Source organism: Arthrobacter sp. I3 (assembly GCF_000520575.1).
GTDB classification, from domain to species: domain Bacteria; phylum Actinomycetota; class Actinomycetes; order Actinomycetales; family Micrococcaceae; genus Arthrobacter; species Arthrobacter humicola_A.
This window is the reverse complement of record NZ_KI914910.1, coordinates 12,425-37,281: the sequence shown is the minus strand read 5'-3', so window position 1 is coordinate 37,281 and position 24,857 is coordinate 12,425. Positions and strand designations below refer to the sequence as shown.

At 67.3% G+C, this 24,857-nt stretch carries 24 protein-coding genes; 18 read left to right on the top strand and 6 right to left on the bottom strand.

Going from position 1 to position 24,857, the window contains the following annotated elements:
• Positions 1–81 precede the first annotated feature (81 nt).
• From ftsW to dnaE, 13 genes are all read left to right on the top strand, one after another.
• On the top strand, positions 82–1,476 hold the full coding sequence (ftsW, locus tag Y706_RS23900; RefSeq protein WP_164468551.1) for a putative lipid II flippase FtsW: 1,395 nt from the start codon (positions 82–84) through the stop codon (positions 1,474–1,476).
• Positions 1,477–1,486: 10 nt separating this feature from the next.
• The gene (locus Y706_RS23895) at positions 1,487–2,704 is read left to right on the top strand and encodes a UDP-N-acetylglucosamine--N-acetylmuramyl-(pentapeptide) pyrophosphoryl-undecaprenol N-acetylglucosamine transferase (protein ID WP_253906702.1); all 1,218 of its coding nucleotides are present in this window, start codon (positions 1,487–1,489) and stop codon (positions 2,702–2,704) included.
• A 4-nt stretch (positions 2,705–2,708) separates the two neighbouring features.
• Entirely contained in the window at positions 2,709–4,109 is a 1,401-nt protein-coding gene (murC, locus tag Y706_RS0106025; RefSeq protein WP_028275879.1) for a UDP-N-acetylmuramate--L-alanine ligase, read from the top strand.
• On the top strand, positions 4,102–5,031 hold the full coding sequence (locus Y706_RS0106020; RefSeq protein ID WP_028275878.1) for a cell division protein FtsQ/DivIB: 930 nt from the start codon (positions 4,102–4,104) through the stop codon (positions 5,029–5,031). Before murC ends, Y706_RS0106020 begins: the two co-directional genes overlap by 8 nt.
• A 254-nt stretch (positions 5,032–5,285) precedes the next feature.
• The gene (gene ftsZ, locus Y706_RS0106015) at positions 5,286–6,503 is read left to right on the top strand and encodes a cell division protein FtsZ (RefSeq protein ID WP_028275877.1); all 1,218 of its coding nucleotides are present in this window, start codon (positions 5,286–5,288) and stop codon (positions 6,501–6,503) included.
• A gap of 114 nt (positions 6,504–6,617) precedes the next feature.
• On the top strand, positions 6,618–7,376 hold the full coding sequence (locus Y706_RS23890; protein ID WP_043435050.1) for a purine nucleoside phosphorylase YfiH/LACC1 family protein: 759 nt from the start codon (positions 6,618–6,620) through the stop codon (positions 7,374–7,376).
• Complete coding sequence (locus Y706_RS0106005) at positions 7,369–8,187, top strand: YggS family pyridoxal phosphate-dependent enzyme (RefSeq protein WP_043435089.1); 819 nt, start codon at positions 7,369–7,371, stop codon at positions 8,185–8,187. The genes Y706_RS23890 and Y706_RS0106005 overlap by 8 nt, the downstream gene beginning before the upstream one ends.
• 87 nt (positions 8,188–8,274) lie before the next feature.
• Positions 8,275–8,805 (top strand): cell division protein SepF, encoded by a 531-nt coding sequence (gene sepF, locus Y706_RS0106000; protein ID WP_026266243.1) that lies wholly within the window; start codon positions 8,275–8,277, stop codon positions 8,803–8,805.
• Between the two features lie 136 nt (positions 8,806–8,941).
• Positions 8,942–9,250 carry a YggT family protein gene (locus Y706_RS0105995; RefSeq protein ID WP_028275875.1) on the top strand — a complete coding sequence of 103 codons (309 nt, stop codon included), beginning with the start codon at positions 8,942–8,944 and terminating at the stop codon, positions 9,248–9,250.
• A 164-nt stretch (positions 9,251–9,414) separates the two neighbouring features.
• Complete coding sequence (locus tag Y706_RS0105990; RefSeq protein ID WP_028275874.1) at positions 9,415–10,110, top strand: DivIVA domain-containing protein; 696 nt, start codon at positions 9,415–9,417, stop codon at positions 10,108–10,110.
• A gap of 152 nt (positions 10,111–10,262) precedes the next feature.
• On the top strand, positions 10,263–10,841 hold the full coding sequence (lspA, locus tag Y706_RS0105985; protein WP_043435047.1) for a signal peptidase II: 579 nt from the start codon (positions 10,263–10,265) through the stop codon (positions 10,839–10,841).
• Between the two features lie 25 nt (positions 10,842–10,866).
• A complete protein-coding gene (locus tag Y706_RS0105980) occupies positions 10,867–11,835 on the top strand; it encodes an RluA family pseudouridine synthase (RefSeq protein WP_028275872.1) in 969 nt (322 codons plus the stop codon).
• Positions 11,836–11,952: 117 nt separating this feature from the next.
• On the top strand, positions 11,953–15,510 hold the full coding sequence (gene dnaE / locus Y706_RS0105975; RefSeq protein ID WP_028275871.1) for a DNA polymerase III subunit alpha: 3,558 nt from the start codon (positions 11,953–11,955) through the stop codon (positions 15,508–15,510).
• A gap of 95 nt (positions 15,511–15,605) precedes the next feature.
• Here the strand turns inward: dnaE and Y706_RS0105970 are convergent, their stop codons facing one another.
• The 4 genes from Y706_RS0105970 to Y706_RS0105955 all read right to left on the bottom strand — a co-directional run bounded on the left by Y706_RS0105970 (position 15,606) and on the right by Y706_RS0105955 (position 18,484).
• On the bottom strand, positions 15,606–16,445 hold the full coding sequence (locus Y706_RS0105970; protein WP_028275870.1) for an anti-sigma factor: 840 nt from the start codon (positions 16,443–16,445) through the stop codon (positions 15,606–15,608).
• A complete protein-coding gene (locus Y706_RS0105965) occupies positions 16,432–17,004 on the bottom strand; it encodes an RNA polymerase sigma factor (protein ID WP_028275869.1) in 573 nt (190 codons plus the stop codon). Before Y706_RS0105965 ends, Y706_RS0105970 begins: the two co-directional genes overlap by 14 nt.
• 180 nt (positions 17,005–17,184) lie before the next feature.
• Positions 17,185–17,901, bottom strand: a complete 717-nt coding sequence (locus tag Y706_RS0105960) for a DUF4397 domain-containing protein (protein WP_028275868.1) — start codon at positions 17,899–17,901, stop codon at positions 17,185–17,187.
• A gap of 124 nt (positions 17,902–18,025) precedes the next feature.
• A complete protein-coding gene (locus Y706_RS0105955) occupies positions 18,026–18,484 on the bottom strand; it encodes a flavin reductase family protein (RefSeq protein ID WP_018772361.1) in 459 nt (152 codons plus the stop codon).
• Positions 18,485–18,679: 195 nt separating this feature from the next.
• On the opposite strand from Y706_RS0105955, the gene Y706_RS0105950 reads away from it, so the two are divergent.
• The 3 genes from Y706_RS0105950 (at position 18,680) to nrdR (ending at position 21,247) form a co-directional block, all read left to right on the top strand.
• Positions 18,680–19,258: a hypothetical protein gene (locus Y706_RS0105950; RefSeq protein WP_028275867.1), complete on the top strand. Its 579-nt coding sequence runs from the start codon at positions 18,680–18,682 to the stop codon at positions 19,256–19,258.
• Positions 19,255–20,640, top strand: a complete 1,386-nt coding sequence (gene hisD, locus Y706_RS0105945; RefSeq protein ID WP_028275866.1) for a histidinol dehydrogenase — start codon at positions 19,255–19,257, stop codon at positions 20,638–20,640. Before Y706_RS0105950 ends, hisD begins: the two co-directional genes overlap by 4 nt.
• A gap of 103 nt (positions 20,641–20,743) precedes the next feature.
• A complete protein-coding gene (gene nrdR / locus Y706_RS0105940; protein ID WP_028275865.1) occupies positions 20,744–21,247 on the top strand; it encodes a transcriptional regulator NrdR in 504 nt (167 codons plus the stop codon).
• A gap of 197 nt (positions 21,248–21,444) precedes the next feature.
• On the opposite strand, the gene Y706_RS0105935 is transcribed toward nrdR, so the two are convergent.
• Both Y706_RS0105935 and map read right to left on the bottom strand, forming a co-directional pair.
• Positions 21,445–22,248 carry a polyphosphate--glucose phosphotransferase gene (locus tag Y706_RS0105935; RefSeq protein WP_028275864.1) on the bottom strand — a complete coding sequence of 268 codons (804 nt, stop codon included), beginning with the start codon at positions 22,246–22,248 and terminating at the stop codon, positions 21,445–21,447.
• A gap of 98 nt (positions 22,249–22,346) precedes the next feature.
• The gene (gene map / locus Y706_RS0105930; RefSeq protein ID WP_028275863.1) at positions 22,347–23,225 is read right to left on the bottom strand and encodes a type I methionyl aminopeptidase; all 879 of its coding nucleotides are present in this window, start codon (positions 23,223–23,225) and stop codon (positions 22,347–22,349) included.
• Positions 23,226–23,327: 102 nt separating this feature from the next.
• On the opposite strand from map, the gene Y706_RS28665 reads away from it, so the two are divergent.
• Positions 23,328–23,492 carry an SPOR domain-containing protein gene (locus Y706_RS28665; RefSeq protein ID WP_018772367.1) on the top strand — a complete coding sequence of 55 codons (165 nt, stop codon included), beginning with the start codon at positions 23,328–23,330 and terminating at the stop codon, positions 23,490–23,492.
• Positions 23,493–23,636: 144 nt separating this feature from the next.
• Positions 23,637–24,857: phage holin family protein (locus tag Y706_RS23885; RefSeq protein WP_043435081.1), on the top strand; the 1,221-nt coding region annotated here is incomplete at its 3' end.

The window sequence follows — 24,857 nt, the reverse complement described above, 5'->3', positions numbered from 1 at the left end:
AGTGGCACGCCCGCCGGCCGTCCGGCCCCTTCGGCGGCACGGCCAACGAACGGCGGCCCCGCCGTCACCCCCGCGGCCCGGGTGCGTGCCTGGAGCCGCGGATTCTGGTCCGCGCTGGAAGGCACCGGCAAGTCCCGCAACGGATCCACGTACTACCTGATCCTTGGCTCCACCCTGGCGCTGACGGCGATCGGGATCATGATGGTCCTCTCGGCCTCCAGCGTGGAAGCCATCGCCGCGGGGGAGTCGCCGTACTCGGCCGCCCTCAAACAGGGCGGATTCGCCGCGATTGGCGTCTTCGCGATGCTTGTCCTCTCCCGGGTGAACGTCGTCTGGCTACGGCGCTTCGCCTGGCCGCTCATCTTCCTGGCCATTGCGCTGCTGGGCCTGGTCCTCCTCGTGGGACGCAGCGCGCTGGGCAACCAGAACTGGATCGACGTCGGTCCGTTCACGTTCCAGCCCTCCGAAGCCGCCAAGCTTGCCCTCGCGCTCTGGATGGCCACCGTGCTTGACCGCAAGGCCAAGCTCCTCCACGAATGGCGCCACGCGCTCATTCCGGTCGTGCTCCCGGGCGCCATTGCGGTCCTGGGCCTCATCCTGGCCGGAAACGACCTCGGGACGGCCATGATCGTGATGATCATCGTGGCCGCCGCCCTGTTCTTCGCCGGCGTGCGGCTGTACCTTTTCGGCTTCGCCGGTGCGGTCCTGGCCCTTGGCGCGACGATCCTCGCCGTCACGAGCCCGAACCGGATGTGCCGCATCCTGTCATGGACGGGCCAGACCTGCGCCGACGGCTCCGACCTGAACTACCAGTCCACCAACGGCCTGTACGGGCTCGCATCCGGCGGCTGGTTCGGTGTCGGACTGGGCCAGAGCCGGCAGAAGTACAGCTGGATCCCGGAAGCGCACAACGACTTCATTTTCGCGATCATCGGCGAGGAACTCGGACTGGTCGGCACGATCGTCGTCCTGGTCCTGTTCGCCATCCTCGGCACCGCCATCTACCGCGTGGTCGTCGCCCAGCACGATGTCTTCCACCGCGTCCTGGCCGGCACGATCATGGTCTGGCTGCTGGGCCAAGCCAGCGTCAACATGGCCGTGGTCACCGGGCTGGCACCGGTGATCGGTGTCCCATTGCCCTTCATTTCCTATGGCGGCTCGGCCCTGCTGATGTCGCTGTGCGCAATCGGCGTGGTCCTGTCCCTGGCCCGGGCCCAGATGGACCCCGGCATGCAGCCGAAGAAGATGCTCAGGTTCGGCCCGGCCGCCTTCGCCAATTCCGTGCGGAGGGCCCGCGCTGCCCGGGCTGCAAGGACTGCCGCCAGCCGGTCCGCCGCCAGCACGGCCTCCAGCCGGTCCGCCGCCCGCACGGCAGCCCGACCCAAAGCCCCCGCAAGCAAGGCCCCCGCAAGTAAGAGCCCCACCAAGGCCCCCGCAAGCAAGAGCCCCGCCACCAAGAACCGTACGAAAGCGTAAACAGCCCTTCATGAACACCGAGTCGCCCTTGTCCGTGGTCCTTGCCGGCGGCGGAACCGCCGGCCATATCAGCCCGCTGCTGGCAATTGCCGGCGCCCTCCGGCAGTCCCGCCCAGGAGTGCAGCTCCTGGCTGTCGGGACCCCCGGTGGAATGGAAGCGCGGCTCGTCCCGGCGGCCGGCCTGGACCTTGCCACCATCAGCCGTGTCCCGCTCCCGCGCAAGCCTTCCGCGGATATGCTCCGGCTGCCGGGCCGGATGGCCGGTGCGGTGAAGCAGGCGGGTTCCATCCTGGACGAGGCCGGCGCCGACGTCCTGGTGGGGGTCGGCGGGTACGTGTGCACACCGATGTACCTCGCTGCCCGGCGCCGGAAGATCCCAATCGTGGTCCACGAGGCCAACACCCGTCCCGGCCTGGCCAACCGTGTCGGCGCAGGCCTCGGCGCCCACGTGGCAGTGGCCTTCGCCGAGACCAGACTGGGCCGCGCCGCCCGGCACGTAGGCATGCCCATGCGCCCCGAAATTTCCGGCCTCGACCGCGCGGCCGCCCGGGCCGGTGCACGGCAGGCGCTCGGCCTGGACGCGGACCGGCCGACGCTCATCGTCACGGGCGGGTCCTCGGGTGCCCAGAGCGTCAACCGGTCCCTCGCCGCGGCCGTAGGGGCCCTCGCCGACGCCGGCGTGCAGACCCTGCACATCACCGGCCGCGGCAAGTCCGTCCACGACGCCGACGGCAAACCGCTCGCCGCGCCAGGCTACCGGCAGGTTGAGTACGTCGACGGGATGGAAACCGTCTACGCCGCGGCGGACCTTCTGCTGGCCCGTGCCGGAGCCGCCACGGTCTGCGAGGTGGCCGCCGTGGGCGTGCCTGCCGTTTTCGTGCCCCTGCCCATCGGCAACGGCGAGCAGGCGCTGAACGCCGCGGGCCTGGTCGCCGCGGGAGGCGCATTGATAATCGATGACAAGGCCTTCTCCGCCGACTGGATCAGCGGGAACATCATTCCCCTGCTGCTTGACACGGACAGGCTGGCCCGGATGGCGGCCAGCTCCGAACAGCTTGGCATCCGCGACGCCGACCGGCGCATGGCCGATCTCATCCTCGACGTCGCGTCCTCGAACGGGCACAGCGGTAACCGGCAGCGCCCGAAACAGCAGCGTCCGAAACAGCAGGGTCCGAAACAGCAGCGTCCGAAACAGCAGGGCACGAACCAGCACGGCAGGAAGCAGTAGAGCAATGACCCAGCCCCAACACGGTACGCAGGCCCTGGAATCCCTCGGCCGCGTCCACTTCATCGGCATCGGCGGCGTCGGCATGTCCGCCGTTGCCCGCATCATGGTGGCCCGCGGCATCCCGGTGAGCGGCTCCGACGCCAAGTCGCTGCCCGTCATGGCGGACCTCGCGGCCGCCGGGGCGCGGATCGCCGTCGGCTATGCTCCCGGCAACCTGGGAGACGCCCAGACGGTGGTCGCCGGATCCGCGATCCGGCCCGACAACCCCGAGCTCGCAGCGGCCCGTGCCGCCGGACTCCCGGTGCTGCACCGCTCCGAGGCGCTGGCCGCCACGATGGCGGATGACACTGTGGTGGCCGTCGCCGGAACGCACGGCAAGTCCACCACGACCTCCATGATCACGGTGCTGCTGCAGGGCGCCGGGCTGGACCCGTCTTTCGCGATCGGCGCCAACGTCCCGGCGCTCGGAGTCAACGCGGCACACGGCACGGCGGGCATCTTCGTCGCCGAGGCCGACGAGTCGGACGGCTCCTTCCTGAACTACCGCCCCACGATCGCCGTGGTGACCAACGTCGAGCCGGACCACCTGGACTTCTACGGCACTGCCGAGGCCGTCTATGCTTCCTTCGACAGCTTCACGGCCCTGCTCCCGGCGGACGGCGTCCTGGTGGCGTGCGCTGACGACCCCGGGGCCAGGGCACTGGCGGAGCGCACCCGGGCCCGCGGCAACACCCGCGTGGTGCTTTACGGAACCGCCGACGACGCCGCCATCCGGCTGCACGACGCGGGACCTGGCCGGATGGGGATCTCGACGACGGCGGGCACGTTCGGCGTCGAACTGCAGGTTCCGGGCCGGCACAACGCACTCAACGCTGCCGCCGCCTTCGCCGTGGCGGTCGAACTCGGCGTCGCGCCCGACACCGCCGCGGCGGCGCTGGCCCACTTCTCCGGCGCCTCACGCCGTTTCGAGTTCAAGGGGGAGGGCCGCGGCGTCCGCGTCTACGACGACTACGCCCACCACCCCACGGAAGTCCGCGCCGCCCTGTCCGCGGCACGTGCCGTCGCCGGGGAGCACAAGGTGCACGTGCTCTTCCAGCCGCACCTGTTTTCCCGGACCCGCGAATTTGCCCGCGAGTTCGCCGAAGCGCTCAACACCGCGGACACGGCCCTGGTCCTGGACATCTATCCTGCCCGCGAGGATCCCATTCCAGGGGTCACCAGCGGGCTGATCGCCGAGCACCTGGGCTCAGGCGGCCGCCTTGTCGGACCCGACGGGGAGGCTGTGCAGGCGCTGCTGGCGGCCGCCGGCGCCGGGGACATCGTGCTGACCGCGGGCGCCGGGGACGTCACGGCCTACGGGCCGCTGATTGTCGAGGCCCTGACGGCCGAGGCCGCCGGTGCCTAGCACCAGGCGCCCCACCTACCGTGGCGGGTCCGGCACTAGCGGGTCCGGCACCGGCGGATCCGGCTCCCGGCCGCCGTCCGCCGGGACGGGCACGGATGTCATTTCTGCGTCCAAGACCGCCACGGACACCGCCGCGGACACCGCCGTCGGCCGGTCCCGCAATCCGCAGAACCCGCAGGGCACCCCGGACAACGGTCCCGGCAAGGTGCTGTCCTTCCCCGAGCCCAAGGGCAAGCGCCGCCGGCGGATCCTGCTGAGCACCATCGGGATCGTGGCTGTGCTGATGGCGGGGATCGTCGCGGCCGCCGTCTACTCGCCGGTGCTGGCCCTGCGCACGGTCACGGTGGAGGGTACAAAGATGCTGCACCCGGATCAGGTCCAGGCCGCACTCGCGCCCCTTCAGGGCAAGCCGCTGCCGCAGATCAGCGAGGAGGAGGTCACAGCCCTGCTCCAGCCGCTGGTCCAGGTCAAGGACGTCACCGCGAAGGCGCTGCCGCCCGCCACTTTGCAGGTACACGTCACCGAGCGCATTCCCGTGGCCCTGGTCAAGCAGGGCAAGACCTTCCAGCTGGTGGACGTCGACGGTGTCCAGCTCAGCACCACCGCCGATGCCGCCTCGGTATCGCTGCCGGTGATCGACGGCGGCAGCGGAACGCTGCCGAAGGACCTGTTCCAGGCCATCACGGCGGTCCTGGGGGCCCTGCCGGCGGATGTGCTGGCGCGGCTCTCCAACGCCTCTGCGGCGTCGGCCGACGCCGTCGAACTCAAACTCGTCGACGGGCAGACAATCGTCTGGGGCAACGCGGGGGAGAAGGAGCTGAAGGCGCGGGTCCTTTCTGCCCTCCTGAAGGTCCCGGCCGACCCCAAAAACCCGGTGAAGGTCTACGATGTCAGCGTGCCCCGGCACCCTGTCACGCGGTAGCCGGCAATCGGATCCGCCGCGGCGGGGATGTCCAGCGGACGTCCAGCTGCCCGCGGGACTACTTACAGGGGCTATTTGCCCGGTATTCCCGCGACACGCGGCGCCGGTTATTGAATGTCCCCTGCATAGGAAATACCGTCACAGACATGAGTTACTTGACATAACTATAACCTTCAAGTCGAAGGTTAAGGTTCAAAGCTTCAAGCAGGACTCGATCAGTTTTCGCATTAGTACACGAACAAGGGACACGTAACGTGGCAGCTCCGCAGAATTACTTGGCCGTCATCAAGGTCGTCGGCATCGGCGGCGGTGGCGTGAACGCAGTCAACCGCATGATCGAGGTCGGTCTTCGCGGCGTCGAATTCATCGCCATCAACACCGATGCCCAGGCATTGTTGATGAGCGATGCCGACGTCAAGCTCGACGTCGGGCGTGAGCTGACCCGTGGACTCGGTGCTGGCGCGAACCCTGAAGTTGGCCGGCAGGCCGCGGAGGACCACGCCGATGAAATCGAAGAGGTCATCCGGGGCGCAGACATGGTCTTCGTCACCGCCGGTGAAGGCGGCGGAACCGGCACCGGCGGCGCCCCCGTCGTCGCCCGGATCGCCCGCTCCCTTGGCGCCCTGACCATCGGCGTCGTGACGCGCCCCTTCACGTTTGAAGGCCGCCGCCGTGCCGGCTCCGCCGAGGCCGGCATCGACGCCCTGCGCGATGAAGTCGACACCCTGATCGTGATCCCGAACGACCGCCTGCTCTCCATCAGCGACCGCAACGTCTCGGTCCTGGACGCGTTCCGTTCCGCCGACCAGGTCCTGCTCTCCGGTGTCCAGGGCATCACGGACCTCATCACCACCCCCGGCCTGATCAACCTGGACTTCGCCGACGTCAAGTCCGTCATGCAGGGTGCCGGTTCCGCGCTGATGGGCATCGGTTCTGCCCGCGGCGAAGACCGCGCCGTGAAGGCCGCGGAGCTGGCCATCGCCTCCCCGCTGCTGGAAGCATCGATCGACGGCGCGCACGGCGTGCTGCTGTCCATCCAGGGCGGCTCGGACCTTGGCCTGTTCGAAATCAACGAGGCAGCCCGCCTGGTCCAGGAAGTCGCCCACCCGGAGGCCAACATCATCTTCGGCGCCGTGATCGACGACGCCCTCGGCGACGAGGCACGCGTCACCGTCATCGCCGCCGGCTTCGACGACGTCAAGGCCACCTCGCCGTCCATGGACCAGTCCCTGCCGGCCGCGCCGCAGCGTCCCGCGTCCGCCGCTCCCGCCCCGGCGCAGGCACCCGCGTCCGCCCCGGTCCAGCCGCTGCACGCCACCGTCGGCGCCTCCGGCTACGGCGGCTGGGGCCAGCAGCGTCCCTCTGCCGTACCGGCTGATTCGGGCTTCGACGTCGACCTTCCGGCCGTCGTCGAGCCGGACCTGTCCGGCCGGCACTCCGATGACCTGGATGTCCCGGACTTCCTGAAGTAAATAGTTCCGCTCCAGCATGGCACCGCCGTCCGGCGGTGCCATGCTGCTTTGCGGCGGGTTACGGTGGATTGTATGAACGCAGGTATTCCGGACATGTTGATGGCGGTGTTGTGATTGTTTTGCTGGCGGGCTGAAGTCCGGCCGGGCGTATGGGTGGCTTTCACCGACGCCGGAGCCGGGAACCTGGCACTGCATGTCGGTGATGACCCCGTGGCGGTGCGCCGCCGGCGCGCGGAGCTCGAAGCGGCCGCCGGGCTCGGCGGGCGCTCTTTCCGGTACATGAACCAGGTCCACGGCAGTGACGTCGCCACCATCGTTGGGTCCACGGCCGCGGACTCCGCGGGCGAAGGTCCGGCCGCGCCCACGGCCGATGCCATGGTCTCCCTGACCGAGCCGCTGGCCGTCCTGGTGGCCGACTGCGTGCCGGTGGTGCTGGTCGGCGAGGATCCGGCCGGGGCGCCAGTACTGGGCGTCGTCCACGCCGGACGGCCAGGCGTCGCCGCCGGGGTGGTGCCAGCCGCCGTGGCCCGCCTCCGGGAGCTCGGTGCGGACCACATCAGCGCCTGGGTGGGCCCCTCGGTCTGCGGGCGCTGCTATGAGGTCCCCGGCAGCCTGCGCGCGGACGTTGCCGCGGCCGTGCCTGCCACCTGGTGCACCACCTCTGCCGGCACCCCTGGCCTGGACCTGCCCGCCGGAGTGCGGAGCCAGCTGGAAGCTGCGGGCGTCGCGATCGAATACTCCGGGGGATGCACCCTCGAGGACGACACCCTCTTCTCCTACCGCCGCAACAGCCACACCGGCCGCTTCGCCGGGCTGGCTTGGTCGGACGGCACCCACGGGACTGACGGGAAAAGGGAGCATGGCCATGACTGAACCGGCGCAGCGCCCGGACGTACACGCCGTCCAGCCCGTCACGGCGCCGGGGGAGAACCATGAGAGCCGAACGGACGCGCTGGAAGGCCCCCGCCTGGCCCAGCTGGAGGCGAACCTCGCGGCCGTCCGCCGCCGGATCGACGCCGCCGTGGCCGCCGCGGGCCGGCAGGCGGCGCCGCCGCGCCTGATCGTCGTCACCAAGTTCCATCCTGCGCTGGACGTCCGGCGGCTGGCGTCGCTGGGGGTCACCGACGTCGGGGAGAACCGGGACCAGGAGGCCGCGGACAAGGCGGCGCAGCTTCAGGACCTTGGCCTGAGCTGGCACTTCATTGGCCAGCTCCAAAGCAAGAAGGCCAAATCCGTGGTGAAGTACGCCGCAGCCGTGCACTCCGTGGACCGGGAAGCCGTGGCCTCGGCCCTGACCAAGGCGATGGCCGTCGAAGCCGACCGCACCGGCCGCCCGCCCCTGGACTGTTTCATCCAGGTCAGCCTGGCCGGGCAGGCCGGCGATGCAGCAGCGGCCCACCGCGGCGGCGCGGCGCCCGGCGAAGTCCCCGCGCTGGCCGAACAGGTCGCCGGTGCCGGCGGCCTGAGGCTCGCCGGCGTCATGGCCGTTGCCCCGCTCGGGGCGGACCCGGCGGCTGCCTTCGAAAAGCTGGCGGACATTTCCGGGCGCCTGGCCGAACAATTTCCGTACGCCACGGGAATATCCGCCGGCATGAGCCAGGACCTCGAAGAGGCCGTCCGCTTCGGGGCGACACACCTGCGCATTGGCTCCGATATTCTCGGTCCGCGTCCGGCCCTGCGGTAAGTTCGACATATTGGAAGGTAATGGCGGGGATTCCAAGGCTGTCTAGTCACTAAGCGGCCCGCTTACGGACAAGATTAGGAGTCGACCATGGCTGGCGCTCTGCGCAAGACAATGATCTATCTTGGGCTCGCCGACGGCGACGAACACTACGAGTCTGAGCACCCCACACCGCACAAGGATGAGGACGAATCCATGGAGCAGGACCGCGAGGAACGACGTGCTCCGGCGCCCGTCCGCGAGGTCCCCCGGGAAGAGCCCCACGCCGCTGAAGAGGAATATCGCGCACCTGTGACACCCATCAAGCGTGCGGCATCGAGCCGCGAAGAGACCACCGGACTCCGGCAAATCACGACCATCCATCCGCGGTCGTACAACGACGCCAAGCTCATCGGCGAAAGCTTCCGCGACGGCATCCCCGTCATCATGAACGTCACCGACATGGGCGAGGCTGACGCCAAGCGCCTCGTGGACTTCTCCGCCGGTCTTGTTTTCGGCCTCCGCGGCAGCATCGAACGGGTGACGAACAAGGTCTTCCTGCTCTCGCCGTCGTACATCGAGGTCATTGGCGACGACAAGAAGGTCAGCGAGACGCAGGCAAGTTTCTTCAACCAGAGCTAGGCCCGAATATTCGGTACTGATGCCAGGCGGGACACCTGCCTGGCATCCGTGCGGAATTATCCGTGTTGAAATAGAAGTGACACTTTCCTTAGGACACTTCGGTATCCGGAATGAACATGGAGATATGAGTTAGCTCATGGGAATTGTTTTGGGGCTCGTCTATATCGCTCTGTTGCTTTTTTTCGTGGCATTGATCATCCGCCTGGTCTACGACTGGGTGCAGATGTTTGCCCGAAGCTGGCGGCCGCGCGGTTTGGCACTCGTGACCGCCCATGCTGTGTATTCGGTCACGGACAAGCCCCTCAAACTGCTCCGCCGGCTCATCCCGCCGCTGCGGTTGGGCGGAATGTCGCTGGACATAGGCTTCCTGCTGCTGTTCGTGGCCGTGAGCGTGGCGATGTGGATCGTCAAGGGCCTGGTGTACGCCCAGCCGATCGCAGCATAGGCCGCAGCCGCAGCCGGGCAGCGACCTGCCCGGCCCCGGCCCAAACCGAAAGTAAACTCCGGTTTGACACTGCGGTGTTGAATTAGAGGAACCAGACCATATTTAGGTACCGTAGTTTGACGGCCGGAAGGCCTACTGACTAACTAGACCAACGAGGTGACCAGATGGCTTTGACGCCAGAAGACGTTGTCAACAAGCGCTTTCAGCCGACCAAGTTCCGCGAAGGCTACGACCAGGACGAGGTTGACGACTTCCTGGACGAGATCGTCGTCGAACTTCGGCGCCTGAACCAGGAGAACGACGAGCTGCGCAAGAAGCTCGCCGAATCCGGCGCCGGCACGCCTGCCAGCTCCGCAGCCGCCGCACCCGTGGTGGAAAAGGTCCCGGCACCCGTCAAGGCCGAGAAGGAAGACACCGCCAAGGCCGAGGCCGAGGCCAAGGCAAAGGCGGCCGCAGAAGCCGCCAAGAAGAAGGAAGCCGAGCAGGCCGCCAAGGCCGCCCAGGTTGTCGAGCCGGCGCGCAGCGCCGCCACCCCGGCGTCGGAGTCCGCCGCCGGCCTGCTCGCCATGGCGCAGCAGATGCACGACAAGCACGTCGCCGACGGCGAGCAGCAGCGGGACAAGATCATCGCTGAAGCTCAGATCGAGGCCAGCAGCCTCGTCAACGATGCGCAGGAAAAGTCCCGCAAGATCCTCGGTGCCCTCGAGCAGCAGCGCTCCGTCCTGGAACGCAAGGTCGAGCAGCTTCGCGGCTTCGAGCGCGACTACCGCTCACGCCTGAAGGCCTACATCGAAGGCCAGCTCCGCGACCTGGACGCCCGCGGCTCCGTCGCGGCCCCCGAGGTTGGCGAAGCCAGCTAGGGCAAAAAGCAAGTATTCTGAAAGCCGGTGGCTGAGGATTCCTCGGCCGCCGGCTTTTCCCTTTTCCCGCAACGTGCCGGCACCGGCCCAGGTGCCCGGCACTTGCCGGTACCTGAACCCGGTCCCCGCACTGGCTCCCGATCGAAAGCCCTATGACTGACGCACCATCACCAGACGCCATGCAGCCTGTCGAGGCGGCACAGCCCGTGCGCGCCCGGCCGCGGCGGGCAAAGCTGTTTGTCCTTTTCGCTGCCTTCGCGGTCTTCGCCTACGTGTTCGACCAGCTCACCAAGCTCTGGGTCACGACCACCATGATCGAGGGTGAGCGGATCCCCGTGCTTCCCCCGCTGCTGCACTGGTTCTACATCCGCAACTCGGGGGCGGCGTTCTCGATCGGCGAGAACGTCACCTGGGTGTTCACGATCATCATGGCGGCCGTGTCTGTCGCGATCCTGCTGCAGCTGCGCAAGCTCGGTTCGCTCTGGTGGGCCCTGGCGCTGGGACTGCTGCTCGGCGGCGCACTCGGGAACCTGACGGACCGGCTGTTCCGCGAGCCGTCCTTCGCGATGGGCCATGTGGTGGACTTCATCCAGCTGCCAAACTTCGCGATCTTCAACATCGCCGACTCCGCCGTCGTCTCCGCCGTCGTGATCATCTGCCTGCTCACGCTCCGCGGAATCTCCCTGGACGGCTCGCGCCACACGAAGGAGACGGTGGCTAACGATGTCTGACACTGCCTCAGGAAACGCCGCTGACATGGCGGCCGATATGGCCGCCGAAGCCGGCACCGCACCCGCCGGGCACCACCGCTTCACCGTCACGGAGGACCTCGCCGGTTCCCGCGTGGACGCCGGACTGGCCAGGCTGATGGACATCTCCCGCTCCCAGGCCGCAGTCCTGATCGCCGAAGGCAACGTCACCAGCAACGCAGGGAAGGTCGGAAAGTCCCTCAAACTCACCCTGGGCACAGTGCTCGAGGTCGTGGTGCCGGACCGCAGGGACCCCCTGGAAATCGTGGAGGAAGTAGTGGACGACCTGTTGATCCTGCTGGACGATGACGAATTTGTGGTCATCGACAAACCGGTCGGTGTGGCCGCGCACCCTTCGCCCGGCTGGGTGGGACCCACTGTGGTGGGAGGCCTCGCCGGGCTCGGCTACCGGATTTCGACGTCGGGCGCCCCGGAGCGCGCCGGCATCGTCCACCGGCTCGATGTCGGCACGTCCGGTGTCATGGTGGTGGCCAAGACCGAAAATGCCTACACCGTGCTCAAGCGGGCCTTCAAGGAGCGCACCGTGGACAAGGTCTACCACGCCGTCGTCCAGGGCCTTCCCGATCCGCTGGCGGGCACCATCGACGCGCCCATCGGCCGGCACCCGGGCCATGACTGGCGGTTTGCCGTGACCGAGGACGGCCGTGATTCGGTGACGCACTATGAGGTCCTGGAAGCTTTCGGGAAAGCTTCACTCGTGGAGGTGCACCTCGAGACGGGCCGCACCCACCAGATCCGCGTGCATTTCTCGGCCCTGCGCCACCCCTGCGCCGGTGACCTCACCTACGGTGCTGACCCGAGGCTGGCCGCCACCCTCGGCCTCACCCGGCAGTGGCTGCACGCCCGGGAACTGTCCTTCGACCACCCGCGGACAGGGGAGCGGGTTACCGTCGCCAGCGAGTACCCGCAGGACCTGCAGTACGCGCTGACGGTCCTGGAGTCCGGAAACGCCTGAGCCGCACGGCACGGGCGGCCTGAATCCACGGGGTTCTGCCGGGCCGCCCATGCCGCCGTTCGGTGCCCACCGCCGTGGCTGCACGCCGCCGTCGTGGCACGGCACTAGAATGGTGCGGTGACTTCCAGCAACGACTCGTTTGTCCATCTCCACAACCACACCGAGTACTCGATGCTGGACGGTGCCGCCCGGCTCGGTGAGCTGTTCGACGAAACCGAACGGCTCGGCATGCCGGCCCTCGCCACGACCGACCACGGCTACCTGTTCGGCGCCTTCGACTTCTGGAAGCGCGCAACAGACCAGGGCATCAGGCCCATCATCGGCGTCGAAGCCTATGTGACTCCCGGGACCGCCCGCACGGACAAGACCCGTGTGCGCTGGGGCGAGGAGCACCAGCGCAAGGACGACATTTCCGGCGGCGGCTCGTACACGCACATGACCCTGCTCAGCTACAACAACGTGGGCATGCGGAACCTTTTCCGGGCCTCCTCGATCGCCTCGCTGGACTCGGTCTTCGGCAAATGGCCCCGGCTGGACCGCGAGCTGCTGAACACCTACTCGGAAGGGCTCATCGCCACCACCGGGTGCCCGTCCGGCGAGGTCCAGACCCGGCTGCGGCTCGGCCAGTACCGCGAAGCCGTGGAGGCCGCGGCGGAGTTCCGCGACATCTTCGGGGCCGAGAACTACTTCTGTGAGCTCATGGACCACGGCCTGGACATCGAGCGGCGCGTCACCGGTGACCTGCTGCGCCTGGCCAAGGACCTGAACCTGCCGCTGGTGGCCACCAACGACCTGCACTACACGCACGAGCACGACGCCAAGGCGCACGAGGCCCTCCTGGCCATCCAGTCCGGTTCCACCCTCCTGGAGCCGACCTACGACAACGGCGGCTCGCGCTTCGCCTTCTCCGGCAGCGGCTACTACCTGAAGTCACCGCAGGAAATGCGCGAACTGTTCCGCGACCACCCCGAGGCGTGCGACAACACGCTCCTGATCGCCGAACGCTGCGAAGTTTCCTTCAACACCGGCGCCAACTACATGCCCCGGTTCCCCTGCCCGGAGGGGGAGGACGAAACGTCCTGGCTGGTCAAGGAGGTCGACAAGGGACTCCGCTACCGCTACCCCCAGGGCATCCCGGACAAGGTCCGCAAGCAGGCGGACTATGAGCTCGAAGTCATCACCTCGATGGGCTTCCCGGGCTACTTCCTCGTCGTCGCCGACTTCATCAACTGGGCCAAGAACAACGGCATCCGGGTCGGTCCCGGGCGTGGCTCCGGTGCCGGCTCCATGGTGGCCTACGCCATGCGCATCACCGACCTGGACCCGCTGCACCACGGCCTGATCTTCGAGCGCTTCCTCAACCCGGACCGCGTCTCCATGCCTGACTTCGACGTCGACTTCGATGACCGGCGCCGCTCCGAAGTGATCGACTACGTCACCCGCAAATACGGCGACGAGCGCGTGGCGATGATCGTCACCTACGGCACCATCAAGACCAAGCAGGCCCTCAAGGACTCTTCGCGTGTGCTGGGCTACCCGTTCAGCATGGGCGAGCAGCTGACCAAGGCGCTGCCACCGGCGGTCATGGCCAAGGACATCCCGCTGGCCGACATTCAGAACCCCCAGTCCAAGCGCTACAGCGAGGCCGGCGACTTCCGCCAGCTCATCAGCACTGACCCGGAGGCCGCCAAGGTCTTCGAGACGGCGCTGGGCATCGAGGGCCTGAAGCGGCAATGGGGCGTGCACGCCGCCGGCGTCATCATGTCCTCGGACCCCATCATCGACGTGATCCCGATCATGCGCCGCTTCCAGGACGGCCAGGTCATCACCCAGTTCGACTACCCGACGTCCGAAGGCCTCGGCCTGATCAAGATGGACTTCCTCGGGCTGCGAAACCTGACGATCATTTCCGATGCCCTGGAAAACATCAAAATGAACCGCGGCATCGACCTCGACCTCGAAACCCTTGAGCTCGATGACGTGGCGTCCTACGAGCTGCTGGCCCGCGGAGACACGCTGGGCGTCTTCCAGCTCGACGGCGGCCCCATGCGGTCCCTGCTCAAGCTGATGAAGCCTGACAACTTCGAAGACATCTCCGCCGTACTGGCCCTCTACCGGCCCGGACCCATGGGTGCCAACGCGCACACCGACTACGCGCTGCGCAAGAACAAGATCCAGGAAGTCATCCCGATCCACCCGGAGCTCGAGGAACCGCTGTCCGAAATCCTCGGCGGGACCTACGGGCTGATCGTGTACCAGGAGCAGGTCATGGCCGTGGCGCAGAAGCTCGCCGGCTACACCCTGGGCCAGGCCGATATCCTGCGCCGCGCCATGGGCAAGAAGAAGAAATCCGAGCTGGACAAGCAGTTCGCCGGCTTCTCCCAGGGCATGCAGGACAACGGCTATTCCATGGCCGCGGTCAAGACCCTCTGGGACATCCTGCTGCCGTTCTCCGACTACGCCTTCAACAAGGCGCACTCGGCCGCCTACGGCGTGATCTCCTACTGGACCGCGTACCTGAAGGCGCACTACGCGCCGGAGTACATGGCTGCCCTGCTGACCTCGGTGGGCGATGACAAGGACAAGTCGGCGATCTACCTCAACGAATGCCGGCGGATGGGCATCACGGTGCTGCCGCCCGACGTCAACGAGTCAGCCCTCAACTTCACCCCGGTGGGCACCGACATCCGCTTCGGCATGGGCGCCATCCGCAACGTCGGCGTGAACGCCGTCGAAGCCATGGTGGCGGCGCGCGAAAAGGAAGGCGCCTACATCTCCTTCAAGGACTACCTCCTGAAGGTCCCGGCAGTGGTCTGCAACAAGCGCACCATCGAATCCCTGATCAAGGCTGGCGCCTTCGACTCGCTCGGCCACCCCCGGCGGGCCCTGGCTATGATCCATGAAGAAGCGATCGACTCCGTCATCACCCTCAAGCGCAACGAGGCGATCGGCCAATTCGACCTCTTCGCCGGCTTTGAGGACCAGGAGCCCGAGGCGTCGCTCAGTACGGAGATCCCGGACCTGCCGGAATGGGAGAAGAAGGACAAACTGGCGTTCGAGCGCGACATGCTCGGCCTTTACGTCTCCGACCACCCGCTGCAGGGACTGGAAGGGCTCCTGAGCCAGCACGCCGACCGGTCGATCACCTCGATCATCGCCGAAGACGGCCCTCCGGACGGCTCGATCGTGACCATCGCCGGCATGATCACCTCGCTCAGCCGACGGATCGCCAAGGCCAGCGGCAACGCCTACGCCCGGGCCGAAATCGAGGACCTCGCCGGTTCCATGGAGGTCATGTTCTTCGGCCAGGTCTATGGCCCCATCGCCTCGGTGCTCGCGGAGGACCTGATCGTGGTGGTCAAGGGCCGGCTGCAGCGGCGTGACGACGGCGCCGTCACCTTGAACTGCATGGAACTCTCCGTGCCGGACCTCAGCGACAGCCAGAACGGGCCCGTGGTGATCACCATGGCCACGCACAAGGCCACCGAGGCCGTGGTCACTGAGCTGGGCGACGTGCTGCGCACGCACCGCGGAAATTCGGAGGTCCGCCTGCACCTGCAGGGCGACACCCGGGTGGAGGTCATGGGCCTGCCGGTGCACCTGCGCGTCAACCCGAGCCCGTCACTGTTCGGCGACTTGAAGGTGCTGCTCGGCCCGACGTGCCTGGATAACTGACATGCAGGGGTTGCTGGCCGCCTGGCAAGGCTGAGCGATCCAGAGCGCCCTGAGTCCCTCCCGCCCCGCCAGGGTTCACGGATGGAATCCGAGGATCAGCTTTTCGGGTTGAGCGTTCCCCGGGCGATGCTGTCGGCAGAGTGGGCCGGGTTCCCGTTGTATGGCTGGTTGGAGACGTCCACGATGGGGTACTGGGCCAGGTCAATGCCGTCCGGGATGGTGAAGATGCCGGATTCATTGTCGAGGACACCCAGGCTGACCATTCTGGACAAGTCGGCGGAGCCGACCCACACCCCCCGGAATCCGGTGATGTGGTCGTTGGAGAGCCGGATGATCAGGTGCCGGGTTCCATCGGGGAGTTGCTCCACCCGGGCATCTCCGCTCCCGGTATGTGCGGGCAGCGGAGTCAGGGACGTTTGGGCGAGGACTGTCGAACCGGAACCCGACTGGGTGGAGGTGGGTGCGGGAGTGCCGGTGTGTCCGAGAACCCCGGCAGCGGTCCATCCGGCGGCCGTGCCAAGAACGACTCCGGCCGCAGCCGCGATAATCCACAGGCCGGGACGGCCATGCCTGTCTTTGGCGCTGGGCCGCAGTGGTATCGGTGCCGGCTTTGTACCGTCGCCGTTGTTCGGGCGCGCCTCCGCCGCTGCAGGTTTCTCCGGGGCAGAGGGCCCTGAGCTGGGCTGGCTCAGGGGATCCGTTGCGAGGGCCGGCGAGAGGCCGAGCGCCTGATGGATGACGGCCCAGTTCTGGCTGCCGGGTTGCTCGAGTTTGATGCCTGCGGTGTCGAGGGTGGCAACGTGCACGGCATGTTGCAGGCCTCGGAGGGTTTCGCTGCACACGGGGCAGCTGGCGAGGTGGTCGGCGTCGGCGTCCGTGCCCAGGGGCTCGCCAAGGGCGAGCAGACTGAGAAGTTCGGCGTCAAGGTGTTCCATGTTCCACCTCCAGGCGGGTGCGTAAGCGGGTTAGGCTGCGCCGGATGTGGCTTTTGACGGTACCGAGCGGCAGGTTGAGGCGCGATGAGATCTGGTCGTGAGTCAGGTCTTCATAGAACGCCAGCCGCATTATTGCTTGCTGTGGATCCCCTAAGTGCTCCAGTTCTTCGTCCAACGTCAGGCGGTCGGCGACCTCTTCGACGTCCCCGGCATCCGGGCGGGAAACGGGGTCAACGACCAAGAGAGCGGCTGCTTGTTCGAGATGGCGCTGGCGGGAGCGAGCGGACAAGGCGTCGGAGATTGCATTGCGGGCGATCCCGATCAGCCATGCCGGCAGCCGCGCCGCCTCCGGGCGAAAAGTCGTCCGTGATTTCCAGGCCCGAATGAAGACCTCCTGGGTGACGTCGTCAGCAGCGGCACGCTCTCCCAAGGATCTTAGCGCCAGCGTGTAGACGAGCGGGCTGAACCGTCGATACGCCTCCGCGAGGACGCGTTCGTCGCCGCCGGCAAATGCGTGATCGAGACCGGAGTCCCAATCGTGCGATGCGGCAGCCTCCATCAGGTGCTCCTTTGAGCGGCAGTGGCCCCTGTTGCACCACATTATGCCGCTCGCGCGGGGCCTCCGCCATGGTCGAACTGGGTCAGCCGTCCGGGCTGTCACTGCGCATGCCGGTGGGGCCGCGGTTGATGCGACCCCACCGGGCGAGAAAACAGGATGCCTGCTGGAGCTCCGGATGGCTTACTCGTGGTGGCCTTTGTGTCCGCGCGATGAAGAGTCCACTACCTGTACGGCGGCCCCAAGGTTGTTGTCGGCGAGGCTTCCCCAGGCGTAGACGATGGTGTTTTTCCCCGCACTGACCTTGATGTCGGCCGGGCCGATCAGCGGGTCAGTGGTTCCCTCGGCTGCGACCGAGGCCGGGACGGTTCCGGCCTTGAGGGTGAGGGTCCTTTGATGCCGGTTGGTGAGTCCCTCAATGACCGCGTTGCCACCGGCCAGGACATCGACGGCGGGGGCCGCAGCGACGTGCCGGACGGTCAGCTTGCCCTTGCCATCCGGGCTGGCGGAGGTGTCATTGGTGAAGAGGGTGGCCGTGGGCGTCCCGTCAGCGGCCAGATGTGCGACCGCTGTGTAGTCCCGACCTTCTTCGAGGTCCACTGTGACCGGACCTATCACGGGGTGGTCGGCGCTGGTGGCGTCGGCACCGGTGATGGCGACCTTGTGGTCTCCGTCGGGGACGTTCAACGGCCCGGCTATTGTGCCCGGTGTGAAGTTATCCAGGGTGAGTTTGCCGTCGACCCAGACGTCCACGGTAAGGCCCGGAACACCGTGGAGGACGGATAGCTTTGCCGTTCCCTCGTCGCGGTGGTGCCAGGTCCCGGCCTGGGCCGGGGCAGCCAGGGCCACTGCTGCCAGCAGCGTCATTGCTCCGGTGGCTGCAGAGAGTGTCTTGCGCATTTCCAACTCCTCATCGGGGCCCCACTTGGGGCGGTGGTTGTGCTTACACCCTTACTACCGGCCAGAGGCCGTCGCCGGATGCACCACCGGGGAAGTTTTAATGCGTGGCCCGTCGAGGCGTCAGTCAGATCTCGTAGTCGAGCGGAACGGGCTGGCTGTAGGCCCCGGAGTGGTAGAGCAGGGGAACACCGTCGTCGCCGACCTGGCCCTCCACCACCTCGACCACCACGACCGCGTTGTTCTCGAAGGAGAGCCGCATCTGGACCTTGCCGATCAGCCAGCCGCTGACTCCCTTGAGCACGGGCACCTCGTGGGGTCCGAGCTCCCAGTGGTCGCCGTCGAACCGGTTGCCGGCCCGGGCGAAACGGTCGGCGAGCTCCTGGTTTTCGAGTCCGAGCATGTGCACGCCAATGTAGGTCGTGTTCGCCACGGCCGGCCACGAGCTGGAGGTCCTGGCCATGTTGAACGTAAAGCGCGGCGGCTTGGCGGACAGCGAGGCCACGGAGGTCGCCGTGAATCCAAACGGGACGCCGTTGTGGTTGGCCGTGATGATGGCCACGCCCGCCGCGTGCCGGCGGAACATTTCCCTGAATGTTCCCTCGAAAATACCTTCATCTGTGGCCACTGCGATCCAACTCCCTGCTGCACGTGCGTGTCGTACTTCTACTCTGCCAGCGTATTGCGCAGGTGAATCGAGTGCGGCATTTTCTTTACGTCTCCCGTCATGTGCTGCCGGCCGGCGTCATGCGCCGCGGGAATCCTTGTTACGGTTTGTTGCATGACACAGTCCGCAGTTGACGGCCCCGTCCACGACGCCGGGGAACCCGCACAGCCCGGGCGGCGTCCCGAGGGGCAGCCCGGTTCCGGGGGGACATGGCGGAAGGCCGCGGTCATCGCGGCCGCCGGCATCCCGGTGGGGCTGCTTTGGTGGCTTCTGGCGCCGTCGGGCCTGAATCTCCTGACCGGAAACCCTGACCTCGCCGCCGGCACCAACACCGCCACCTGGCTGCCCCGGGACCTTGTGCTGGCGGGGCTGTGCCTGCTCGCAGGGTGCATTGCCGGGTCGTTCGTCGCCGGCAACAAACACCAGCAGCCCGGCCCCGGCACCGTTGTCCTCGTGGTCCTCGCCGGCGCTGCCGGTGCGCTCATCGCGTGGGGAACCGGTGTGCTCAGCGCCCAGTGGTGGGGAGCGCCGGCGGATACTTCGGCCAGCGCCAGCGTTGCCTTCTCCCTGCGCTCCTATGCTGTCCTCGCCATCTGGCCGGCAGCGATCGCCCTGGCCATCTTCCTGAACAGTCTCTTCCCGGGCAACGGCGGCAAACCCCGCCGCGGCGGGGCACGTAAAATGATCGGGTGAGCCTAACTCCTGACAGCCCCGTGACCCCGATGACCGCCGCCCTTAACTTCCGCACGGTGGACGTGCGCGGTGCGCACCTGTCTCTCGCCGGACTCCGCGCCGCCGTGCCCCGGGCACAGTCCGGGACGATGGCCGACGCCGAGGGCAAGGTCCTGGATATCATCTCCGCCGTCCGCGCGCGGGGCTTCGGCGCACTGCGGGAGCTGGCACTGGCTTTCGACGGCGTCGAGCAGGCGCATCCCCGCGTCCCGGCCGAGGCGCTGCGTGCAGCCCTCGAGAACCTGGATCCCGCCGTCCGTGCGGCCCTGGAGGAGTCCATCAAGCGGGCCCGCGCCTTCGCCGACGCCCAGCGCCCGGCGAACATCGACGTCGAACTCGGCGAGGGCGCCGTCGTCAGCCAGAACTGGGTGCCGGTGGCGCGCGTGGGGCTCTATGTCCCCGGCGGCCTTGCGGTCTACCCGTCCTCGGTGATCATGAACGTTGTCCCGGCCCTGGCCGCCGGCGTCGAATCTATCGCCCTGGCCTCGCCGCCGCAAAAGAACTTCGGCGGCCTCCCGCACCCCACGATCCTGGCTGCGGCCTGCCTGCTGGGCATCGAGGAGGTCTACGCGATCGGCGGGGCGCAGGCCATTGCGGCCTTCGCCTACGGCATCCCGGCCGACGCGTCCGACGGCGGCCACTTCCCCGGGATCGATCCCGTGGATGTCGTCACCGGTCCGGGCAATATCTTCGTGGCCACCGCCAAGCGCCTGGTCAAAGGCGTTGTCGGGATCGATTCCGAGGCCGGCACCACGGAGATCGCGATCCTCGCGGACGCCACCGCCAGTCCGGCGCTCGTGGCCGCGGACCTCATCAGCCAGGCCGAGCACGACCCCAAGGCTGCCTCGGTCCTGTTCACCGACTCCGAGGCCCTCGCCGCCGAGGTCCGCGTGGAGCTTGAGCGGCAGGCCGCTGCCACCAAGCACTCCAGCCGCGTCCGCGAGGCACTCTCGGGCCCGCAGTCCGGGGTGGTGCTGGTCGAGGACCTGGAGCAGGGCATCGCCGCCTGCGACGCGTACGCCGCGGAACACCTTGAAATCATGACCGCCGACGCCGCCCGGGTGGCCGGCCGGATCCGCAGCGCCGGTGCGATCTTCGTGGGGGATTACAGCCCCGTGAGCCTGGGGGACTACTGCGCCGGCTCCAACCACGTGCTGCCCACCAGCGGCACCGCGGCCTTCTCCTCCGGACTGAACGTGACCACGTTCCTGCGCGCCATCCAGGTCATCAACTACACCCGCGCCGCGTTGGAGCAGGTCAGCGGCCACATCGTCAGCCTCTCCGGCGCGGAGGACCTGCCGGCGCACGGCGAGGCCGTCACGGTGCGGTTCGCCGCCCGGTAGTTCAGGACCCAGACCACTACATGTAGTAATTACAGGCTTGTTATTCAGCTACATCTAGTCGTAAACTGAGGTCACAGCGGATTGCGACAGGGGAGGAACCGACATGTATTGCCCGTTCTGCCGGAACCCTGATTCGCGCGTCGTGGACAGCCGGATCGCCGACGACGGCTCCGCCATCCGGCGCCGCCGGCAGTGCCCCGAATGCGGCCGCCGGTTCACCACCGTGGAAACCACAAGCCTGACCGTCATCAAGCGCTCCGGGGTCGGCGAGCCGTTCAGCCGCAGCAAGGTCATCAACGGCGTGCGCAAGGCCTGCCAGGGCCGCCCGGTCACCGAAGACGACCTCGCCCTGCTGGCGCAGGAAGTCGAGGAGGCGATCCGGGGCTCCGGCGCCGCCGAAATCGAGGCCCACGAAGTCGGGCTGGCGATCCTGGAGCCGCTGCAGCGTCTCGACGAGGTCGCCTACCTGCGGTTCGCCAGCGTCTACCAGGCCTTCGAATCCCTGGAGGACTTCGAATCGGCGATTTCCCTGCTTCGCCATGAGGCAGAGACCAAGGGCAGGGACGGCAAGAGCCCGGACAAGCGGCCGCTGCAGGCGCCGTCGTAAATGTCCTGATTGTCCTGGCGACTGCATCCCAGGATCCACCACAGACTCCGGTGGTGGCAGCGGAGGGGAAGCCGCAGCCACCACCGGCTCCACCTCACCGCTCCACAAAGAAACTGAGCTATCACTCCGGGTCGTTCCCAGCGTTCAGAACGACCCGGAGTGATAGCTCAATTGGCCTTAATCCCGCGAGGGGCGCTTTATTTGGCCAGCTTGTGCTTGAGGGCAATCTCGATGGCCGCGCCCACGATCCCGGCGTCGTTCTTCAGCTCGGCCGGGACGATCGGCGTGCGCAGCTTCATGTGCGGCAGGTACTCGTCTGCACGCTTGGAGATGCCGCCGCCCACAATGAAGAGCTCGGGGGAGAACAGGAATTCCACGTGGGAGAAGTAGCGCTGCAGCAGGACGCTGTACTGTTCCCAGCTGAGGCCCTCGCGCTCACGGGCCACGGCTGAGGCCTTGGTCTCGGCGTCGAAGCCGTCGATCTCGAGGTGGCCGAGTTCGGCGTTGGGAACCAGCTTCCCGTCGAAGATGAACGCCGAGCCGATGCCGGTGCCAAGGGTGATCACCAGCACGGTGCCGGCGACTCCCTCGCCGGCACCGAAGCGGGCTTCGGCGAGTCCGGCGGCGTCTGCGTCGTTGATGACCTCCACCGGGCGGCCGAGACGCGCCGTGAGCATGGCATCGATGTCGGCTTCCAGCCACGACTTGTCCACATTCGCGGCCGAATGGACCACACCGTGCTGGATGATGCCGGGGAAGGTCACGCCCACGGGGCTGCTGGCGTCGGGGGCATCGGAACGGGCAGAGAGCTCGGCGACAACCTGCGCGACGACTTCGGCCACGGACTCAGGGGTGGAGGGCTGCGGCGTCGGGAAGCGCACCCGGTCGCCGATCAGCTTCCCCTTCTTCAGGTCCACGATCCCGCCCTTGATTCCGGTCCCACCGATGTCAACGCCGATCAGGGGGGCGTTCTTCTTCGACTTTTCGTCCTTCTTGGCCAATGTCGTTCCGTTCGTGGCAGGGGCGGGCTGTAGTGACCGGGCAGGGCCGGTGGTGAAAGAGCGGGGTGGTTCCGGGAACTAGCGTGTGGAGCGGGCGGTCAGGGCAGCGTGAGGACCTCGGCACCGGACTCCGTCACGAGCAGGGTGTGCTCGAACTGGGCGGTGCGCTTGCGGTCGCGGGTCACGACGGTCCAGTCATCAGCCCACATGTCCCAGTCAACGGTGCCCAGGGTCAGCATTGGCTCGATCGTGAACACCATACCGGTTTCCATGGTGGTGTTGTATGCCGGGGCCGCGTCATAGTGCGGAATGATCAGCCCGGTGTGGAAGGCTTCGCCAACTCCATGCCCGGTAAAGTCGCGGACCACGCCGTAGCCGAAGCGCTTTGCGTAGGACTCGATGGTCCGGCCGATCACGTTGATTTCGCGTCCGGGAGCCACGGCCCGGATGGCGCGGTTCAGCGATTCCCGGGTGCGCTCCACGAGGAGGCGGGATTCCTCGTCGACGTCGCCGACCAGGAAGGTGTAGTTGGTGTCGCCATGGACGCCGCCGATGAAGGCCGTGATGTCGATGTTGAGGATGTCGCCGTCCCGGACCACGGTGCTGTCCGGGATGCCGTGGCAGATGACCTCGTTGAGGGACGAACACAGGGACTTCGGAAAGCCCCGGTATCCGAGGGTGGAGGGGTACGCGTTGTGGTCCAGCAGGAACTCATGGCCCACCCGGTCCAGCTGGTCGGTGGTGACGCCGGGTTCGATGTGCCTGCCGACCTCCACGATGGCCTGGGCGGCGATTTTGGAGGCGATCCGGATCTTCTCGATGGTCTCCGCCGACTTGACCTCGGACCCCGTGAACTTCGCAGGAGCCGGCTTGCCTACATATTCCGGACGCGGGATGGACGGCGGCACGGGAAGCTGCGGGCTCACTGTCCCCGGGACCAGCGTGCCGATGGGTGCAGTTGAGGCTAGAGAAGGCATAGATTGATCATATAAGTAGCCGGGCTCGCCCCGGAAAATACAGCCCGGAAAACACACCCGGACAACACGCCCGGACACGCTCCGGGCCATGAAGGAGCCCCGATGCCCGAATACTGGTACAACGTCAACACCCACGAGATCGAGGAAGACGCGATGTCCGACTGGAGCCAGCTGATCGGCCCGTACAAGACCCGTGAGGAAGCCGAACATGCCCTGGAAAAGGTCAAGGCGCGCAATGAGGCTTGGGACAAGGACGAGGACGACTAGACCGTACGGGCCGGCTGCGCCCGCGGGAACGTCCCCCGGCGATCGCGGACCCGACACCGCACAGGCTGACTGATTTTTCCCAGCCCGTGATTCTCACCCTGTGAGGGTGGGTGCGAGCCGGTTGCCGACGGCCATACTGGGAAAATGCCGACGCGCGTTGCCCGCACCCGCGGCGCCCGAATCTCAGACCTCGCCAGGCTGGCCCTCGCCTGGGCTGCCTCGACTGTTGCCCTCATCATCACCGGCGCCCTGCTGCCGGGGTTCTCTGCGGCCAGTTGGTGGTCATACGCCGCCGTGGCGGCGGCAGCCGGCCTCGTTGGCATGGTCCTGCGCCCCGTTCTGGTGGAGATCTCGGCCAGGGTGGGGTGGGTGGCAGTGCTTCTCACCGCCCTGGTGGGGCAGGCCCTGATCATGTACGTCGCCATCCGTCTGGTGCCAGGCATCGAGTCGACGCCGTTGACAGCCCTCGCCGCTACCTGGGTCAGTGCCGTCGTGGGCACGCTCATTTCGTGGGCCACCACAGCCGGAACCGATGACGGCCTCATCACCTCGCTGGCCGGACGGGCACGCCGGCAGGAAACGGTGACCGATCCGGAGGTTGACGGTGTCCTGTTCGTCCAGCTCGACGGGGTCCCCTTCCCGGTGCTGCAGTGGGCTATCCAGTCCGGGGGAGTGCCCCATCTCCGCCGCTGGCTGGCCTCGGGAGATTATCAGTTCCGTGAATGGACTCCCCAGCTGCCTTGCACGACGCCGGCGAGCCAGATGGGCATTCTGCACGGCACGGTCGACGGGATCCCGGCCTTCCGGTGGTATGACCGTGAGCTCCAACGCGTCCTGGTGGCCAACCGTCCGGCAGACGCCCGGGTGATCGAGGACAGGCACAGCACCGGCCAGGGACTGCTCTGCGACGACGGCGTCTCCATCTCGAACCTGTTCACCGGTGACGCGCCCCGCTCGTTTTTGACGATGAGCCGGGTAGAGGTCCGGCGCGGCTCGACCCAAACCCGCCGGGCGTTCGCCTGGTTTTTTGCCACCCCGAACGGCTTCATGCGCAGCTTCACGCGGACCGTCGGCGAGATCTTCAAGGAGCGTTGGCAGGCCCGGAGACAGGTCAAACGTGACCTCAATCCGCGGGTGCGGCGGGACTGGACCTTCGCCCTGCTGCGGGCAGTCACCAACGGTCTGCTGCGGGACCTGAACACGGCGCTGGTGGCAGAGGAGCTGCGTCGCGGCACGAAGAGCATCTATGTCGACTACGTTGACTACGACGAGATTGCCCACCACGCAGGCATGTTCCGCCCCGAGTCGCTTGCAGCCCTGGATGGCTTGGACCGCACGCTCGGTGCCTTGGCCGAACTCGCCGGG

Excerpts from the sequence above, each read along its gene's own strand:
- Y706_RS23895 (WP_253906702.1), top strand. The coding sequence starts at position 1,487 with ATGAACACCGAGTCGCCCTTGTCCGTGGTCCTTGCCGGCGGCGGAACC.
- nrdR (WP_028275865.1), top strand. The coding sequence starts at position 20,744 with ATGTATTGCCCGTTCTGCCGGAACCCTGATTCGCGCGTCGTGGACAGC.
- Y706_RS0105995 (WP_028275875.1), top strand. The coding sequence starts at position 8,942 with ATGGGAATTGTTTTGGGGCTCGTCTATATCGCTCTGTTGCTTTTTTTC.
- lspA (WP_043435047.1), top strand. The coding sequence starts at position 10,263 with ATGACTGACGCACCATCACCAGACGCCATGCAGCCTGTCGAGGCGGCA.
- Y706_RS0105950 (WP_028275867.1), top strand. The coding sequence starts at position 18,680 with ATGACACAGTCCGCAGTTGACGGCCCCGTCCACGACGCCGGGGAACCC.
- Y706_RS0105980 (WP_028275872.1), top strand. The coding sequence starts at position 10,867 with ATGGCGGCCGATATGGCCGCCGAAGCCGGCACCGCACCCGCCGGGCAC.
- murC (WP_028275879.1), top strand. The coding sequence starts at position 2,709 with ATGACCCAGCCCCAACACGGTACGCAGGCCCTGGAATCCCTCGGCCGC.
- Y706_RS0105970 (WP_028275870.1), bottom strand. The coding sequence starts at position 16,445 with ATGGAACACCTTGACGCCGAACTTCTCAGTCTGCTCGCCCTTGGCGAG.
- Y706_RS0105955 (WP_018772361.1), bottom strand. The coding sequence starts at position 18,484 with ATGTTCCGCCGGCACGCGGCGGGCGTGGCCATCATCACGGCCAACCAC.
- sepF (WP_026266243.1), top strand. The coding sequence starts at position 8,275 with ATGGCTGGCGCTCTGCGCAAGACAATGATCTATCTTGGGCTCGCCGAC.
- Y706_RS0105990 (WP_028275874.1), top strand. The coding sequence starts at position 9,415 with ATGGCTTTGACGCCAGAAGACGTTGTCAACAAGCGCTTTCAGCCGACC.
- Y706_RS0105960 (WP_028275868.1), bottom strand. The coding sequence starts at position 17,901 with ATGCGCAAGACACTCTCTGCAGCCACCGGAGCAATGACGCTGCTGGCA.
- map (WP_028275863.1), bottom strand. The coding sequence starts at position 23,225 with ATGCCTTCTCTAGCCTCAACTGCACCCATCGGCACGCTGGTCCCGGGG.
- Y706_RS0106005 (WP_043435089.1), top strand. The coding sequence starts at position 7,369 with ATGACTGAACCGGCGCAGCGCCCGGACGTACACGCCGTCCAGCCCGTC.
- Y706_RS0105965 (WP_028275869.1), bottom strand. The coding sequence starts at position 17,004 with ATGGAGGCTGCCGCATCGCACGATTGGGACTCCGGTCTCGATCACGCA.
- Y706_RS28665 (WP_018772367.1), top strand. The coding sequence starts at position 23,328 with ATGCCCGAATACTGGTACAACGTCAACACCCACGAGATCGAGGAAGAC.